This window comes from Paenibacillus montaniterrae, assembly GCF_018403185.1.
In the GTDB taxonomy this organism is placed as follows: domain Bacteria; phylum Bacillota; class Bacilli; order Paenibacillales; family Paenibacillaceae; genus Pristimantibacillus; species Pristimantibacillus montaniterrae.
On the sequence record NZ_BOSE01000006.1, the window covers coordinates 208,657 to 224,658 of the forward strand.

A 16,002-nucleotide genomic window follows, 5' to 3' on the forward strand; every position below is an offset into this window, starting at 1 on the left:
TGCCCCCTTCGTTCATCTAACCACTCAGCTATTGATTGCGGTGTACGATATAATCCAGCAAATATTTCAAAAACATGGTGCGCGGCCGCAGCTGCTTCAACGCGTCCATCGCACTGCAATAATGCTCCCACATCGCCTTCTGCGCCCCTTCATGCCCCAGCACAGTAACAAAGGTTGATGTATTATTGCGAATATCGAGGCCAACCGGCTTGCCAAGCAGGCTGGCATCTCCAATAAAATCAAGCAAGTCATCCTTAATTTGAAAGGCGATGCCAGCATGGTAAGCATATGTCTTCAAGGCCGCAATTTCCGTTTCGTTCACCTGCGCCAAAATTGCCGGCATAACGAGTGCCGCTTCAAATGCGATCGCCGTTTTGTAATAGCAGATTTCATTCAATTGTTGCAGTGTCAAGCTCTTTCCTTTCGAGCTTAGATCCATCAACTGACCAATGCACAGCTCTTCCGCTTTTTGTGAGGAATAGCGCATCATTTTAAGGACAATCGTGGAATCAAATGAATAAAGCGAGGACTGCTCATAGATCGCTCTTTGAATAAGCAGCAGGCTCGTCAATTCAGCAGTTGCGCTATTGTGAAGCATATGCAGCGTAGGGCGCCCACGACGTGTCGCAGCATTATCCTGAGTAGGCAAATCATCAATAATTAATGAAGCGGTATGCATATACTCCAACGATCGCAGCACAGGCATTAGCGCCACATCCGACAAGCCGTATTCCTGAGTTCCCATCACCCAGGACATAATCGGCCGCAGCCGTTTGCCACCGCCTTCAAGGCTGTAATTCGCCGCATCATACAGCAATTGCTTGACAGGCAGCATCACTTCCTTCGCCTCCAGCAGCAACGCCGCATTAAATTGCTCGCGGGCACGCTGAATCATTTCCGAAAAGGCCTGCTTCTGCTGCTGTTCATTTTTCAGCATATCTACGAGCTGGTCGCGGATCAGCTTATCTAAAAAGTCGACATCATCAGCTTTATCGACCAATTGAATAATTTGCAGCTTAAAGCCATCATTACCCACAAACAAGCTATTCATCAAGCTAGTAAATTGCTCTGCTCCATGCTTGCTCTTAAACCGTTTAAGCCCGCCTATCGCGCGTCCCAGCATGACATCGCGTGTTTTTTCATCAGAGTGGTATACATGATGCAGCAAATAAGCGATAACGGCCCAGTACAGCTCGAACGGATTGATTAGATCTGTCCGCTCCCCGCGGTAAGTCAAAAAATACGTATACGGAGTAACCGCTCCTGCAGCTTTATCATCCAGCATATCAGCAAAATCATCCGCCAGCTGATTGTATATCCCATAATAAAAGGTTTGCCTGTCGAACTCCTCATCCTCCTTAGCACGAAGCACCGAGCGTGCAATTAACCGTGAGGAAGCTGATTTCAGAATGATCGGAATGTAGAGCTCTTCATTGGAATAAGCTTTATTGCTCATCTGCTTCGTTCGATCGAGCTCTTGCGCGTGAAAGAAGACGTAAGCCTGTTCCAAAAACAATCGCTCTGTTTCTGGACGTTGAACATTTTTAACGTATTGGAAGGCCTCGCTAAGCTCAGAATGGATAAACTTGAGGGCCGGGTTGTCAGTACCTGTCCACTGCTCCAGGTCTGGCACAATACCTGTGCTTAGCGCTGCGCGCAACAGCTCAGCGTAATCAAGCTTTTCCTGCTCGGTCAAAGCCTTGGAGTCGAGCAAATCATCTATAAACGGATAGGTCAAACCGTAGCAATAGCCTAAACGAATCGCTTCATCCAAAATTTGTGAACGCTCGGCTGGAGGTACAGCCTCGTCCATCTCCTCTATTGCATGCATAACAACGCCAACAATAATTTTAATCAGCTTGCGCTGTGCATGCTCAGCATTCATTTCTGCCGGCAAATGATCAGCAACCTGCTTCAGCTTGCCGATCACCCAGATGACTGCCAGCTCTACCTGCTCCTTCTGGGCCCAGCGGTATACCTTTTCCAAACTAATAAATTCGAGCAGCTGACCTTGATCGTCCGCCCTGGAATGAAGCAGCATTCGCTTAACATCAGCTGTGATCGTTCGAATTCTCGCTTGTGTATCCGGCTCGTTCAGCCTTTTCCCCAAATCTCTCAAGTAAATGTAAGATACACTGCGATCAAGATAGTCATCCAGCTTGCCCGCTTTCTCCAGCCATTCAATATATCGCTGGCCTTGAGCTGCTGATCTGGACTGTCTATTGTAGCCTGTTAGCCAGGAAAGCCAGGAACGGCTGCTTTTATGCTTTTGCCCCCACTGCTTAAAATCTTCCTTAAGCACAGATGCGTAATTTTTACTTTTCACCAGCTCGTACAAGGCTGAAAAATAGCGGGCAGCCTTGCGCTCAGCCGACCTATAGCAGTTCTCTGTGTCTATAACTAAAACGTTATTCATATGGTACATGACCTCAATTTCATTAGATGACAATCCATAAACATTCACAATCTACAATACGCCAAATATGTATAGAGGTTACGAAATCATTTCAATCACTTATCTTTATTGCTATGAGTTCATTTTTTCAGAAAGACCTGAAGATATATTTTTCTTGAAAAAGTGCCAAAAGAAAAGGATAATGGTGGAAAATACAAAATTAGTAGGAAAGAAGATATACCTTCCTAAAGCCTCAGAACTATTATAGAGGATGTTCAACAAGTCCGACTTTGATCAGAGCAGGACGTTGAAGAGCAATCGAACTAAATCGCAAATGAACAGGAGGTCCTAATATGAATACGATCATTTGCCAAAAATGCGGGCATTCGAACAATAACAGTAACAATTATTGCGGAAAATGCGCAGCACCGTTGCAGCGCACTCAAAAAGTTCCACCGCCACCTCCGCAAGCAGCACAAGCGTCTCAGCCGCCTTGGCCACCGCAGCAAGCACAAGCGTCTCAGCCGCCTTGGCCGCCGCAGCAAGCTCAAGCGTCTCAGCCGCCTTGGCCGCCGCAGCAAGCTCAAGCGTCTCAGCCGCCTTGGCCGCCGCAGCAAGCTCAAGCGTCTCAGCCGTCTTGGCCGCCGCAGCAAGCGCAAGCGTCTCAGTCATCGCAGCAACCTTGGTCGCCGGAACCGCCGCAATTTACAGCGCTCTCCGGACCCCAATTCGCCAAGGTGAAAAAGCCTAACTTAATATGGAGAATTATAAAAATTGGGGTGCTGTCCGTCGTTGGTTTTTTCGTCCTTCTTATCGCCCTTGTTGTCATAATCATTATCTTCTCGTCAAATAGTTCAACAACGACTAATAGCTCTACAAGCACCTCTCAAAGCACCAGCAGTGATGCCGCCTCCGAAGTTTCTGTTTCGCCTGAGGAGCTGAAGCAAAGGGTCGGCGAGCAAGATGCAATCGTCTGGGAAAATTTTATGAATATCGTGACCGCACATAATCAGTTAATGGATGGCATGGACAAATACTCGCGAGCAACGATTAGCTCGCTGGATTTTTATAATCTTTGTAAAGAGGTTGAGGAACATCAAGCGAAAATGTCCCTCTATTCGCCGCCCGATACACCTGATATCGCAACAGAATACATAAGCTCAATCCAGGATATGGCGCTGTACTCACAAATTACTGCACAAAATCTAATGAAATATTTAGATAGCGAAGCAACAAGCGATCTGGCTGAGATTAGTGAGTCAATAGAAAAAGTGAAAGCTTCTATTGACATTATTTCTAACAATCGCACAAAGGTATTAAGTGATGCCGGGTTTACGAAAGAAGAAATTGTAGAAATCGCCAATCAAATTGAATTGCCGTAAACGAAGCATGGATATACCGCCCAATATTTGTAAATGCTATTGCATGAAGCTCAATATTACGCATTTCATTTAGGGAGGCAGTTTGTGTGGGAAAATTTGAAGGAAAAGTTGTGATCATTACAGGAGCGGCTGGCGGGATCGGTCAAGTAACCGCGAAAAAGCTCGCTGAGCAGGGAGCGAAGCTTGCACTGGTTGATTTGAAGCTCGAAGCGGTTCAACAGGTCATGGCAGAGCTTGGGCTTAATGACTCCAATGCTATTGCCCTGCAGGCAAATGTCGCGAAGGAAGAAGAAGTAAAGGCTTATGTTGATGCTACGGTTGCAAAGTTCGGTCGCATCGACGGCTTTTTCAACAACGCCGGCATTGAAGGCATTACGGCAAATGTGGAGGACTATCCGACGGAAACATTTGAAATGGTGCTAAACGTTAACGTTAAGGGCGTATTTTTTGGCTTGAAGTATGTCGTGCCCGTTATGAAGAAGCAAGGCTATGGCAGCATCGTTAACACTTCTTCAGGAGCAGGCTTGATCGGCTCGCCAGGCTTTGTAGGCTATAACAGCTCCAAGCATGCGGTTATCGGCATGACGCGAGTTGTCGCCCTTGAAACTGCTCCGCATGGCGTACGAGTTAATGCTGTCGCGCCTGGTGTCATTAACACGCGCATGATGCGACAAATCGAGAAAAACACAGTGCCTGAGGATGCAGAAGGTGCAAAACAAGCCTTTAGTGCTGCTGTGCCGATGGGCAGATACGGTGAAGCGGAGGAAGTGGCGAATGTTGCCTTGTTCCTGCTGTCTGACGATGCGTCATACGTTACACAATCAATTTACACCGTTGATGGAGGACAAATGAATCAGTAGTTGCCATGCTCCCAACGTGCGCGACCCATACACGAAAGCGAGAAGCGCGTTATTGCCGCACTTCTCGCTTTTTAGCTTCGTGTACTGCTTTTTAGCCTCGTGTACTGCTTTTCAGCTTCGCGTACTGCCGCTTGCTGCCGAGCTTACTTTGAGCCCCAAATCGCTTTATTGTTGGAACCAATTAGCGAGAACGTCATCACTTCATTGCGGCTAGCAAGCTCATTGCGCTGTTTAAAGAACACGCCTTTATACGTTACCCCGCCAATCACCATCGTGCAATGATAGGTGCCCGCAGTATGCGACCAAGTGCCCGAAACGCTGCCCGATATTGTTCCGTTCGAGTTAAGCGTTACGCTCTGGGTCGGCAGCATGCCAACCCCCGAGGTTGCAGCATCCAGTCCCATGTCGACAAACTGATATGTTCCCGCCATATCGCTCAAGCTATAGCCCGTAGGCGAGATGCTGCTGCCCAAAAATTCATAGACTGCGGTAACTGGCCATTTATCCGCATTTAAAAATTGCTGGTGCACGCGCACTTCATGCGCCTCTGTGCCATTATTAAAGCGCGTATGGTAAACCAAATATCTTGCGCCGTCCGTGTCGATTAATGCGGAGTTGTGTCCGCCTGATTTATAGCCTAACGGCAGGCCAGACAAATTATAATTTCCAAAAAGCTTCACACCATGATTGCCCTGGTTGACTGAAGACGATGAATAAACGGCTGAATTGCCGGCAGCGTCCGTATAAGGTCCATCAATGCTCGTCGAGCGGTAGACACGAATATGATAGCCGCCGTCTCTACCCAGCCAGCCATAGGATACATATAGATAGTAGTAGCCCGCTTCCCGATCGTAAACAATATAGGGAGCCTCGCCGGATTTGCCGAAGCCGCCAGCGATTTTTTTACCGAAATAACGGTCGGTATTGCCGCTGTCAGAGCCTGGATAAATTGGTTTGCCGGTTGCACGGTCAATTTGCAAAATATAAATGCCGCCTGACCAGGAGCCATAGCTCATCCACAGATTGCCTGCGCTGTCATACGATAGCTCTGGGTCGATGGCATTCGGAAACTGTGAATTGTTAAAGCCGCCGTTACTCGTAAACCAGCCGCTTCTTGTCCCGGACAATGTTCCGTTGTCGATCAGCTCCGGAATATTCGTATACTTGAACCACGTATCAACGGTTTTCGTCCCTAACGCCGAGCTTGTCGTAATCGGATTGCTTGCATTGGTGAAGCCTGAGTAAAGAATCGTATCGACATATTCGTAAGGCCCGTTGATCGATTTTGATACTGCAAATCCGATGGCAGAGCGAATATAGGTTGAGGACGTGCAGTAATACATCATATACGCGCCTGTAGAACCATCGGCCCATACGTATGATGCATTATAGATTGGCCCGGGCGCCCAAACGGAATGTCCGCCAGAGCTGTCCTGATCATTATAGCCTGCCCAGGCAAAGGATGGCGCTAACGCATTGACTAGCGATGTTCCGGTGCTTCTAGCAGCGTTGCCGGTTCCTCCAGCCTTGACCAGCTCCCACTTCTGCATGTCTCCGCCCCAGTATGCCCACTGCTGAACATTTGCACCGCTAGCCGTACTGCCATCCGCCACATCAAGCGCAGCAGTATATCCCGACGCTTTAGTAAGGAAGGCTACGGACCCATCAGCATTTTGCTGGATTCTAAAAAGCTGCATAGTGCCGCCCCAATAAGCCCACTGCTCAATGTTAGCTCCATTAGCGGAGGAGCCACTGTTGACATCAAGTGCGCTATTGTAGGAGGAATTAGCCGTTAAGATGTAATAATCCCCGTTGCCATAATGACGAATTCTGAACTTTTGCGCATCCGATCCGTTATAGGTCCACTGCCGTATGTTCGTGCCGTCGCTGCTCGACCCGTTCTCAACATCAAGATATAAGCCGCTGTTTCTGTTCTTGATGTAGTAATAGCCTTCAAAGGTGGACGCTGCGTATAAGCTTGAGTTGGTGTAGCCCTGTGTTCCCAAATACGACCAGTTTCTTAAATCGGTGCTGGATGCCTGTGCCAAATGAGAGCCGAAAATATAGTACCTGTTCGTTGAAGCGTCGTAGTATACAGATGGGTCGTGTACCGATACTCGTGTTGTATTTGCTGTCGATGATGAACTGGCTGCGCCGTAGGCACTGCTGCTGCCTACAAGTGCTGCCAGCATGGCAAAAATTACAACCGCTGCAATAAGCTTTGTGCTCCATAGCTTTTGCTTATGAATATGCTGCATCATCTTTCAAATCTCCTTTCATTTCTCTTCCCAAAGAGTTTTGAAGCGCTTACAAATTAGTTTGGAAACCTCAAGCTCAGGCTAAAGTGAACTTGCCTCCCTTCTATTCATTATTTGCTCTCTTTAGAAACACTCACTCCTATTTGAGCCTATCTTAAACCGAAGCTTATGTCTAAGTAAGGGAATTATTGTCGAACAACTTTTAAAATTTAATATTTTTATTAACTTATTAATGTAAACATGACCTTTGTAACCATTGAATCTAAGCAAGCATTTGGCTTAATCGTTAGCTCTAGGTAGGCAACGTTGCAGACAGGAAGCAATTGTACATTTCTGCTCTATCTATTTGTTTATAAATATGTTAATTTTTAATATGTTAACAAATCATTTGTAATAACATTAAAATGAAAAGGGTGATGAGAATGGCGAAATTAATAGAAGCTGCTCCTGAAGAGGTCGGACTGAATCCGGCCCGTGTCCAAGCGCTGCATGATTTTGTAGACCGAATGTATGAAACGAACGTAACACCTGCTCAAGTATATGCTGTCGCCAGAGCTGGCAGGCTGATTGCGCATCGTGCCGTAGGCAAGCTGAGTCCGCAGCAGCCGTCAGTTGAGTTAAGCACATCAGCTTTATTTCCACTCTGCTCCATTACAAAGGTGTACACAGCAGCAGCAATTATGATTTTAGTTGAACATGGGCTTGTCGGGCTTAATCGTCCGGTCTGCGATTATATCCCTGAATTTGCTCAAGGCGGCAAAGCTGATGTGCGCGTCCATCACTTGCTTACACATACTTCCGGCATTCGTGGGGATGATGTATATCATTATCGCAATACTTCGACTGATCCGCTTCCGCCATGCGAGCCGAACTCCAATCCAGAGCTCCACGAATTTATTTATTCGGCTTGCGGCGTGTCATTGGGGAATAAGCCAGGAGAGAAAATGGAATATCTCGGTTACGGCTATGAGCTGTTAGGGGAAATCATCCGAAAAACGAGCGGCTTGTCCTATCCCGAGTTTATGCAAAAGCATCTGTTTGACCCGCTTGGCTTAAAGGATACCTATTACAATGTTCCTGCTGCAGAGCGCCACCGCATCGTACGCCGCGCACCAGAGGATGCATGTGCGGAATGGCTGGAAACAGATCAAGCTATCGACTCTGAGTCTGCTGGCGGCGGCCTGTATGCGACGGCCTATGATGTCGCGGTGTTTGCGCAAATGTTTCTGAACGGCGGCGAATATAACGGCAATCGAATTCTCAGCCCTGTGTCAGTCCGAGAAATGACGCGCAATCGCATTCCCGGCGTCCCTTCAGAATACCGTGATGAGTATTTTCCGGAGGCGTATTGGGGGTTGGGCTGGAGTGTGAACGGCAACAAGCTCGACGGAGGCGACCTGTTCTCGCCAAAAGCATACTCTCATTGGGGCGCAGCAGGCGTTTTTGTAGCCGTCGATCCCGTCTATGATTTGGTATCGGTATATTTTACGGTGGAGAGAGATTTACAGAAGCCGTTCAAAAATATGTATACCGACCATTTCAATAATGTGCTGCTTTCATCCATTAATAAGTAGCTAGGCGAAAGCAGCAAAATAAACGGCATACGGAAAACATGGAGCTAAACGGCTACTCCCGTTTAGCTCCATGTTTTTAGTTTGCACCGCTGATTTGTCAAGCTCATATCGCTCCAACACAGACTCTTTCCTGACCATGCGCCTTACAACCACCAGGGCATAACCATGTTCCGCTTAGAAGCTGCTCTTTATCGTATCCTGTGGCAACAGGCTAGAGTAACAAAACCTTCCAACATGTCGTCAATAATATAAATCTTAGAAAGGAGAAAAACGAATGCCGAAAAAAGAACTATTGTTTCATTTATTCATTACAACGCCTTTTCTTACACTTTGCCAAGCAATCTACGCTGCAAACCAAGCCATAAACGCTCAAAAACAAGAATATACATTGGGTTACGATTGGATTTTTCTATTTTTTATCTATCTGCTGCTGCTTATTCCTGTCAACACTATCTTAAGTTTCGCATTATTTGGAATCAGTTCTTGGTTGAAGAAGTCGACCTTGAGCCTACTTGTATTTAATATCATCGGTTTAGTTGGTGTTGGCGTATTACTTCTTCTGAAAAATACTGATACCGTCTACTTATATTCTTCATTCCTCGTGATCAGCGTCATATCCATACTGTTTTATAAGAAGAACCAAAAATCAACTTAGTGATCACCATTCCCCCCACTTCAGCAGCTCTACCATAACTCCCCGCACGCAGTTTATTTCGCCAAATTCTTTCAGATTTAAACAAGAATGATATAGTATAATCATAAGAAGCATGTCAAATTTGCCCATATAATAAAGGGAATTTTTCCACTTTTGTCGAATAAAACTACTATGTTTTTAAAATCGCTACTATTTGGAGGAACATTTGAAATGGATAGTTCAGCAAATCTAGCTTTTAAGGCACATATATCAAACCTGATGCGCGCCAGATTTTCTTTCATATATATTTCGACCTGGGAAGAAGAGCGTGCCCTCTCCCTTATTTCTACTGTCGCTACAACTGAAAGCCTTATTAAAACGCAGCGCAAAGTATTTACATGGAGCGTAACGAATGGCTTGGCTGAAATAGGCCAACGAGGCAGAGAGGATTGCAAGGCTCCTTTAAAATGCTTGGAATATATCGAAGCGTTTGATCAGCCTGCTATATTTATTTTGAAGGATTTCCATGTCTACTTTGGCGCTGGGGGTAAATCACCAGACCATCAGGTTATCCGAAAAATTCGTGATTTAATCCCCGTGCTCAAGCAAAGCCCTAACCCGAAAAATGTTGTCATTATAAGCCCAATTTTGCATTTGCCAATTGAGCTGCAGAAGCAGGTTACAATTGTCGATTTCGAGCTGCCATCATTCACTGAAATAAAAATATTGCTGGATGAAATGATTTTTGCCAATCAGGCTAGTGGACGCATTACGTTCGATCTGCTTCCAGAAGATGAGGAAAGATTAGCTAAAGCAGCGCTCGGCCTTACTCTGCATGAAGCCGAAAATGCGTTTGCCCGAGCAATGGTCGAGGATGGGAAATTAAGTAAACAAGACGTTGATATTATTTTAGAAGAAAAGCGCCAAATCATTAAAAAGTCGGAAATTCTTGAATTTGTTAAAACTGATCTGAAAATAGAGGATGTTGGCGGTTTGGAAAACCTGAAGCGCTGGCTGCAAAAGCGCAACAAATCATGGCTGGATTCCGCTGCGGTCTATGGCTTGCCTGCACCGAAAGGCGTTCTCATTACTGGTGTGCCAGGCTGTGGTAAAAGCTTGATTGCGAAGGCAGTAAGTGCAATGTGGCATTTGCCGCTATTGCGTCTGGATTTGGGTAAAATTTTTAGCGGTATTGTTGGCAGTAGTGAGGAAAACATGCGCAAGGCGATTCAAACAGTCGAGGCAATTTCCCCTTCAATTTTATGGATTGACGAAATCGAAAAAGGATTCAGCGGCATGTCGAGTGCTGGCGACAGCGGCACATCGAGTCGCATATTCGGTACGTTCCTGACATGGATGCAGGAGAAAACCAAGCCGGTATTTGTTATTGCAACAGCAAACAACATTCATTCCCTGCCAGCAGAGCTGCTGCGCAAAGGCCGCTTTGATGAAATCTTTTTTGTTGATTTGCCGACAAAAAAAGAACGCAAAGATATTTTCCGCCTACATATAAATAAACGACTAAAGAATCCACAGGTAATCGGTGATTTTAATTTGACTGAAGATGTGCTGGAGCTGCTTGCTCAAGCTACCGAAGGCTATGTTGGAGCTGAAATCGAGCAAGCTGTAATTACAGCATTATTTGAGGCTTTCTCTGAGGATCGCGCCATTAAGCTGGACGATTTCCAGAAAGCATTTGCAGCCACTGTTCCACTCTCGATTACACAGGCTGAGCAAATACATGCTATTCGTGAATGGGCTAATGTACGGGCAGTAGCGGCTACCCCTCATGAAGACCGTGTTGAATATAAAAGCGAGGTTCCTGGCTGGCAGCCTCCTGAGCCGGCAATTGAAGATATTCATGCTTCTCGTGGCGGCAGAGCGATTGATTTTTAACAAAAAGGCAAGGTGATAATTATGTCAAAGAAACAAATTCGCGTACAAATCTTTGCTGATGGACAAATAAAAGCTGACGTAATCGGCGTAAAAGGAAAAGCATGCATGGACTATATCGATATTTTGGAGCAGCTGCTGGATGCCGAAACGGTAGATTCTGAATATACCGCAGAATACTATGAAACAGAGCTAGTCGATTTGCGCCAGCAGCAGAAGAATATGAATAACAATTATTAAAAGGAGGAAGCTTGATGTCTGTCTCTCTTGCTTTAGTTCCGATTGCACTGGCTATGAGACTCGTAATGGGTAAGAAAAATTTCGACAATTGGGTTCAATCCATGCAATTCTCCATCCCTTCACTGTTTGAAAAAGAGTCAGAGCTTGCTCGAACCGTTCGCAAAGCCGGCTATGATTGTGAAAAATGGGGCAGCAGCTATAAAACACATATCGATGGTGAAGATTTATTTTTCTTCTGGGAATTTTTAAATGGAAAGTGGGTTGCTGTTTTCGGAAAATATGACTCCAGGCAACATATAGAGCGGTTTATTGCTAATGTTAATAGAGCAGCGGGGAAGCAAATGTTTGATGTTAGCACGCTTCAACAAAATGAGCTGAAAACAGGGAGTGCTGCGTTGCCAGCGACCAACACAACAGCGGCCATGCTTCCGCAAGCCTTTCCTACTAACTTCCGAGATGGTGAGCTATTGTTTAAAACGTTAAAGGAGTTCGGCATTAATCCTGTACGCAATGGTTCGGTTATTACTTGTAAAATAGAAAATTCGCACCTGACATTTCGGCAATCAGGTGATCATCCGTTTCAAGTGGAAATACATAATGAGCCTGATTTGCGAAAAATTTTTCAGTATTTATCTGATATCGACGACGATTATAAACGCTGCCTGCAGGAAGTTGTGTACAAAAAGCTAAAGGCCCGTGCTGAAGAACGGAATATGACAATTGAGAGCGAGGAAGTTATGGAAGATAACTCGATCGTGTTGACCTTAAACATTGGGAGCTGACGATATGATTGAATATTCTACTCAAAAAATCTTTGAAATTTGTGAGAGTTATTCCTTTGACCGGTATTTTGTTGGAGATCGTATTCCAGAAAAAAAAATTATAAATGCGCGTTCCAAATACCCAGTTCCAGAAAATGTTCAAATATTGGCGTTGATTGACACTGCTCTTTGGAACAGCGGAAAAACTGGTATGGCTATTACAGACAGAGGATTATATTGGTACAATGGTGGCCCGAGTAGCTCTGAAAAATCCTCTATTAGCTGGGAAGAATTCAGCGAAGTAATAATTTGGTCCTCTAAAGAAGATCGCATAGAAATAGGGGACAAAAGTTACTTTTTCATATATCCCCGAATCAACGATAAAGTAACTGAGTTGCTTGAAGAAATTCAATTTTATTTGCTCGGTTATGATGATGAGGATGAGGACGAATATGATGATCTTTTATTAGACGATGACGAGGATGAAGACAACGCAATAACGATTAGTTTGTCTTTTGACGATTCTGATGATGATTTAACCGACAGCTCCACTGAGTGGATGATTGCGATTGCTGGTCAGCAATATGGACCTTATCAGTTGGATGTCATTCGCGACATGGTCCAAACAGGGCAGATTCAGCCTGCGACTACTCATGTATGGACGGCCGGAATGGCGAATTGGGTTGAGTTTTTACAGCAGCCGGAAATGGCGGCGCTAGTAAGGCCGCAAGCTCCAGCTATGCCGCCAGTTCCTCCGCCTCCTCCTGTCCAGCCTGCTCCCCCTGCACAGCCAGCCCTCGATGCACTGTTTGCAGAGCCGGTACAAGCTGGCAATAGTAGCGTTGATGGTTCGCTAATAGATTTTAATCAAGCGACAGAGGAGCAATTGCAGGAGCTGCCTGGGATCGGAATTATAGGAGCTAAGCGGATTGTGCAGGAACGCGGTTCTATTGGCGGGTTCCAGTCAGCTGAGCAAGTCGGTGAACTGCTTGGGTTAAAGCCGCATCAGGTCAATAAGCTGAAAAGCAAGGCTGTCTTCCGTCCTATTACTATCACTCCTATTCATCGCGGCGGTGGCCGTATGGTTGACTATTAATTATGGCACTGCGAATACATCAATTTATTCCGTCAACGAAAGTCGAGGGACCGGGCATCCGTGCTTGCTTGCAAGTACAAGGCTGCCCGATCCATTGCCCAGGCTGTGCGGTTCCGTTTACTTGGAACGAATCTGGCGGATTTACAGTAGAAGTGGAAGAGCTGGCAGAAAAAATTTTACATGGCCCTAAAGTAGAAGGAATTACGTTTTTGGGAGGAGAGCCCTTTGCACAGGCTGGTGAGTTGGCTCGGCTTGCTGCTATTTTAAAGCAGGAAGGGCTTTCCGTTATGACGTTCACCGGGTATGTGCTGGAGGAGCTTCTTAACTCCAATGATCCAGGCATTCTAAAGCTAATCGAGCTAACTGATCTGCTTATAGACGGACCGTTCAAGCAGGAGCTGCTCGATACAAGCCGCCCTTGGGTTGGCTCTTCCAATCAAAGATATCATTTTTTAAGCGAGCGATATTGCGAGCTTGAAGATCAGCTTCCTAATATCGGGAACCGCTTGGAGGTACGGCTGTCTCCCGACGGCAGAGTAGCTGTGAACGGTCTTGCCAAGAAGGCTGATTTAGAGGCATTGTTCAAGGAGCTGCTATAGGCATCACACAATATGATCATGGCTCTTCATGTTGTTTGTGGAAATTCAGCGCTACATACCTTCCTTGTATTTCCTGAAGTTTGCCAAGCAACGCTTCTTTAAGCTCTGGCGGAGACAGCACGACTACCTTGGCCCCATAGCTCAGCACAACAGACAAGGCGTAGTCTTCACTGTAAAACACGGTTTGCACGTCAATATAGTCTCCTTCATAGCTGCATTGATCGGCAAACTGCTCCGAAACGCGCGGCTCGGCGGATTTATCGAATCGCAGATGAGCATAAATGCCAAGCGGCTTATCCTGTTCTTCGTCAGCAGTATAGACCGCTCTTGGCTGGAACAACTCGTCCGATACTTGAAGAGCCTTCATCCTTGAAATGCGAAATAGACGGCTCGCTGAGCGAGTCAAGCAATAGCCTTCGACATACCAGACGCCGCGCTCCCATAGCAGGCGATATGGTTCCAGCTGGCGCTCGGTAATGGCGCCAGCCGCATTTTGATAGGTAAAGGCAATCATACGCTTCTGTTGTATCGCATAATAAATGTCGCGAACCACCGCTTTGTCGGCTTGTGACGTACTGGCATCGAGCAGCAAATCATGAGCGGCTTCCGAACTGGACAGCTTGGGATGGAGACTGCCCAGCTTGTCCTTTAATAGTGTAAATTTATCTCCGACCGCTCCTTCCACCCCTTGCAGCAGCTGGTAAATGACCGAGAAGTCCTGCACCGTAAATTGCTGCTTGGTTAAGAAAAAGCTGTCCATAAGCTCAAACCCGCCATCTGCTCCTGTGTAGGAAACGACCGGTATGCCGGCCTGGTTGATCAGTTCAATTTCCCGATAAATTGTTCTTGTCGACACCTCGAAGCGCGCGGCTAAATCGGAGGCCCTCACCCGTTTTTTAGCCATTAGCTCTAGTGTGATCGCCAGCATACGATGCAGCTTCATGCCCTCACCTCTTTATCCATCCTAGTAGCCCTATTTCTTCAGCATACCAAATCAAGCTGGACGAGTCGAACGAAGCCAATATAGCTGCATTAGCGTTAATGGATCGTTCTGGTAATAAAAAGCTTTATGCCTAGCTAAGGCTGCGGAAAAACTGCCTCAAATCCTTTACAAATTGTGCAGGCTGCTCCATCGCGAAGAAATGTCCGCCTTCCGCTGCTTCTGTCCAATGCATAATGTTGTGATCCTTTTCTGCGAGGCGGCGAACCGACATATCATGCGATGTCGATACAAGCACGCCTGTCGGCACGGTTCCTTTTTCTTTAGGTGCCCAAGCCATCGGATCGTGCATCGACTCATAATAAACTTGCGCCGATGACCATGCCGTTCCACTGAACCAATATAAGCTGACATTGCTCAGCATTCGATCTCGATCAATCACTGCTTCTGGCATTGCTTCCTCAGGCGCGGTCCACTGTTTAAATATTTCAGCAATCCATGCCAGCTGGCTGACAGGGGAATCATGCAGCCCGTAGGCTAGTGTATTCGGACTTTTCGATTGAATTTGCATGTAGCCGTCATTAAAGCTTTCCATCCGCGACAAACGCTGCAGCTCTTCCTCGCTCAAGCCTTCCAGCTCGCCTTCTTCACCAGTTGGAAATGTAAACATCGCGTTCATATGAACCCCCACTAGGCGCTCCGGTGCTTGCTTTCCCATTTCAGGCGCAATAAAGGCTCCTGTATCGCCGCCCTGCACGCCAAAATGCTCGTAGCCTAATCGGCTCATCAGCTCGAGAAATGCACCAGCCATGCGTGCCGGCGTCCAGCCGCTCTCCTGCAGCGGAGAGGAGAAGCCAAAGCCGGGGATGGACGGGATCACGAGATGGAACGCATCCTCAGCGCTGCCTCCGTGTGCGATAGGATTCGTGAGCGGCTCGATCACATAGAGAAACTCGATAAACGAGCCTGGCCAGCCATGAATGAGCATTAGCGGCTTGGCATTGGGCTCCTGCGAGCGAATATGAAGAAAATGAATGTTCTGCCCCTCTATCGTTGTTATATAATGCGGAAATTGGTTGAAGAACGCTTCCTGCTTGCGCCAATCAAATTGATGCTGCCAGTAGGCTGCCAGCTCCTGCAAATAGGCCAGCGGCACTCCCCGCTCCCAGCCTGTATCTACTAATTGCGGATAGCGGCTGCGGTCAAGCCTCCGCTTTAAATCATCAATGTCCTCCTGTGAAACATGAACACGGAATGGTTGGATACGTTCATCATTTAATTTGTGCTGAGCTTGATAAATATCGTTCATAGTCTTGCTCCTTTCAAATTTAGATCCATGAACAAAATAGCACAGTAATTATGACAAAAAG

At 46.4% G+C, this 16,002-nt stretch carries 14 protein-coding genes; 9 read left to right on the forward strand and 5 right to left on the reverse strand.

What is annotated here, in order from left to right:
* Positions 1–28: 28 nt before the first annotated feature.
* Together KJS52_RS16485 and KJS52_RS16490 are read right to left on the reverse strand one after the other, a co-directional pair.
* Complete coding sequence (locus KJS52_RS16485; RefSeq protein WP_213517601.1) at positions 29–2,425, reverse strand: polyprenyl synthetase family protein; 2,397 nt, start codon at positions 2,423–2,425, stop codon at positions 29–31.
* A 333-nt stretch (positions 2,426–2,758) separates the two neighbouring features.
* Positions 2,759–3,067: a hypothetical protein gene (locus tag KJS52_RS16490; RefSeq protein ID WP_213517270.1), complete on the reverse strand. Its 309-nt coding sequence runs from the start codon at positions 3,065–3,067 to the stop codon at positions 2,759–2,761.
* Positions 3,068–3,132: 65 nt separating this feature from the next.
* Between KJS52_RS16490 and KJS52_RS16495 the strand changes: the two genes are divergently transcribed.
* Together KJS52_RS16495 and KJS52_RS16500 are read left to right on the forward strand one after the other, a co-directional pair.
* Positions 3,133–3,777: a hypothetical protein gene (locus KJS52_RS16495; protein WP_213517272.1), complete on the forward strand. Its 645-nt coding sequence runs from the start codon at positions 3,133–3,135 to the stop codon at positions 3,775–3,777.
* Between the two features lie 86 nt (positions 3,778–3,863).
* Positions 3,864–4,637 (forward strand): SDR family NAD(P)-dependent oxidoreductase, encoded by a 774-nt coding sequence (locus tag KJS52_RS16500; RefSeq protein WP_213517274.1) that lies wholly within the window; start codon positions 3,864–3,866, stop codon positions 4,635–4,637.
* A 143-nt stretch (positions 4,638–4,780) separates the two neighbouring features.
* On the opposite strand, the gene KJS52_RS16505 is transcribed toward KJS52_RS16500, so the two are convergent.
* On the reverse strand, positions 4,781–6,898 hold the full coding sequence (locus KJS52_RS16505) for an RICIN domain-containing protein (protein WP_213517276.1): 2,118 nt from the start codon (positions 6,896–6,898) through the stop codon (positions 4,781–4,783).
* 419 nt (positions 6,899–7,317) lie between these two features.
* On the opposite strand from KJS52_RS16505, the gene KJS52_RS16510 reads away from it, so the two are divergent.
* The 7 genes from KJS52_RS16510 (at position 7,318) to KJS52_RS16540 (ending at position 13,692) form a co-directional block, all read left to right on the forward strand.
* Positions 7,318–8,469: a serine hydrolase domain-containing protein gene (locus KJS52_RS16510; RefSeq protein WP_213517278.1), complete on the forward strand. Its 1,152-nt coding sequence runs from the start codon at positions 7,318–7,320 to the stop codon at positions 8,467–8,469.
* Between the two features lie 274 nt (positions 8,470–8,743).
* Positions 8,744–9,124 (forward strand): hypothetical protein, encoded by a 381-nt coding sequence (locus KJS52_RS16515; RefSeq protein ID WP_213517280.1) that lies wholly within the window; start codon positions 8,744–8,746, stop codon positions 9,122–9,124.
* Positions 9,125–9,334: 210 nt separating this feature from the next.
* Positions 9,335–10,999 (forward strand): Ycf46 family AAA ATPase, encoded by a 1,665-nt coding sequence (locus KJS52_RS16520; protein WP_213517282.1) that lies wholly within the window; start codon positions 9,335–9,337, stop codon positions 10,997–10,999.
* Positions 11,000–11,020: 21 nt separating this feature from the next.
* Entirely contained in the window at positions 11,021–11,236 is a 216-nt protein-coding gene (locus KJS52_RS16525; protein WP_213517283.1) for a DUF2997 domain-containing protein, read from the forward strand.
* Positions 11,237–11,301: 65 nt separating this feature from the next.
* Positions 11,302–12,018, forward strand: a complete 717-nt coding sequence (locus KJS52_RS16530; RefSeq protein WP_213517285.1) for a hypothetical protein — start codon at positions 11,302–11,304, stop codon at positions 12,016–12,018.
* A gap of 4 nt (positions 12,019–12,022) precedes the next feature.
* Positions 12,023–13,093 (forward strand): helix-hairpin-helix domain-containing protein, encoded by a 1,071-nt coding sequence (locus KJS52_RS16535; protein ID WP_213517287.1) that lies wholly within the window; start codon positions 12,023–12,025, stop codon positions 13,091–13,093.
* Between the two features lie 2 nt (positions 13,094–13,095).
* Positions 13,096–13,692 (forward strand): 4Fe-4S single cluster domain-containing protein, encoded by a 597-nt coding sequence (locus KJS52_RS16540; protein WP_213517289.1) that lies wholly within the window; start codon positions 13,096–13,098, stop codon positions 13,690–13,692.
* A gap of 16 nt (positions 13,693–13,708) precedes the next feature.
* Here the strand turns inward: KJS52_RS16540 and KJS52_RS16545 are convergent, their stop codons facing one another.
* On the reverse strand, positions 13,709–14,635 hold the full coding sequence (locus KJS52_RS16545) for a helix-turn-helix transcriptional regulator (RefSeq protein WP_213517291.1): 927 nt from the start codon (positions 14,633–14,635) through the stop codon (positions 13,709–13,711).
* Between the two features lie 130 nt (positions 14,636–14,765).
* Entirely contained in the window at positions 14,766–15,941 is a 1,176-nt protein-coding gene (locus tag KJS52_RS16550) for an epoxide hydrolase family protein (protein ID WP_213517293.1), read from the reverse strand.
* Between the last annotated feature and the right edge of the window lie 61 nt (positions 15,942–16,002).

Bases quoted from the DNA above. Each gene is read 5' to 3' on its own strand.
- KJS52_RS16490 (WP_213517270.1), bottom strand. From the start codon at position 3,067: ATGACTGAGACGCTTGCGCTTGCTGCGGCGGCCAAGACGGCTGAGACG.
- KJS52_RS16510 (WP_213517278.1), top strand. From the start codon at position 7,318: ATGGCGAAATTAATAGAAGCTGCTCCTGAAGAGGTCGGACTGAATCCG.
- KJS52_RS16550 (WP_213517293.1), bottom strand. From the start codon at position 15,941: ATGAACGATATTTATCAAGCTCAGCACAAATTAAATGATGAACGTATC.
- KJS52_RS16535 (WP_213517287.1), top strand. From the start codon at position 12,023: ATGATTGAATATTCTACTCAAAAAATCTTTGAAATTTGTGAGAGTTAT.
- KJS52_RS16485 (WP_213517601.1), bottom strand. From the start codon at position 2,425: ATGTACCATATGAATAACGTTTTAGTTATAGACACAGAGAACTGCTAT.
- KJS52_RS16530 (WP_213517285.1), top strand. From the start codon at position 11,302: ATGGGTAAGAAAAATTTCGACAATTGGGTTCAATCCATGCAATTCTCC.
- KJS52_RS16540 (WP_213517289.1), top strand. From the start codon at position 13,096: ATGGCACTGCGAATACATCAATTTATTCCGTCAACGAAAGTCGAGGGA.
- KJS52_RS16525 (WP_213517283.1), top strand. From the start codon at position 11,021: ATGTCAAAGAAACAAATTCGCGTACAAATCTTTGCTGATGGACAAATA.
- KJS52_RS16545 (WP_213517291.1), bottom strand. From the start codon at position 14,635: ATGAAGCTGCATCGTATGCTGGCGATCACACTAGAGCTAATGGCTAAA.
- KJS52_RS16515 (WP_213517280.1), top strand. From the start codon at position 8,744: ATGCCGAAAAAAGAACTATTGTTTCATTTATTCATTACAACGCCTTTT.
- KJS52_RS16505 (WP_213517276.1), bottom strand. From the start codon at position 6,898: ATGATGCAGCATATTCATAAGCAAAAGCTATGGAGCACAAAGCTTATT.
- KJS52_RS16520 (WP_213517282.1), top strand. From the start codon at position 9,335: ATGGATAGTTCAGCAAATCTAGCTTTTAAGGCACATATATCAAACCTG.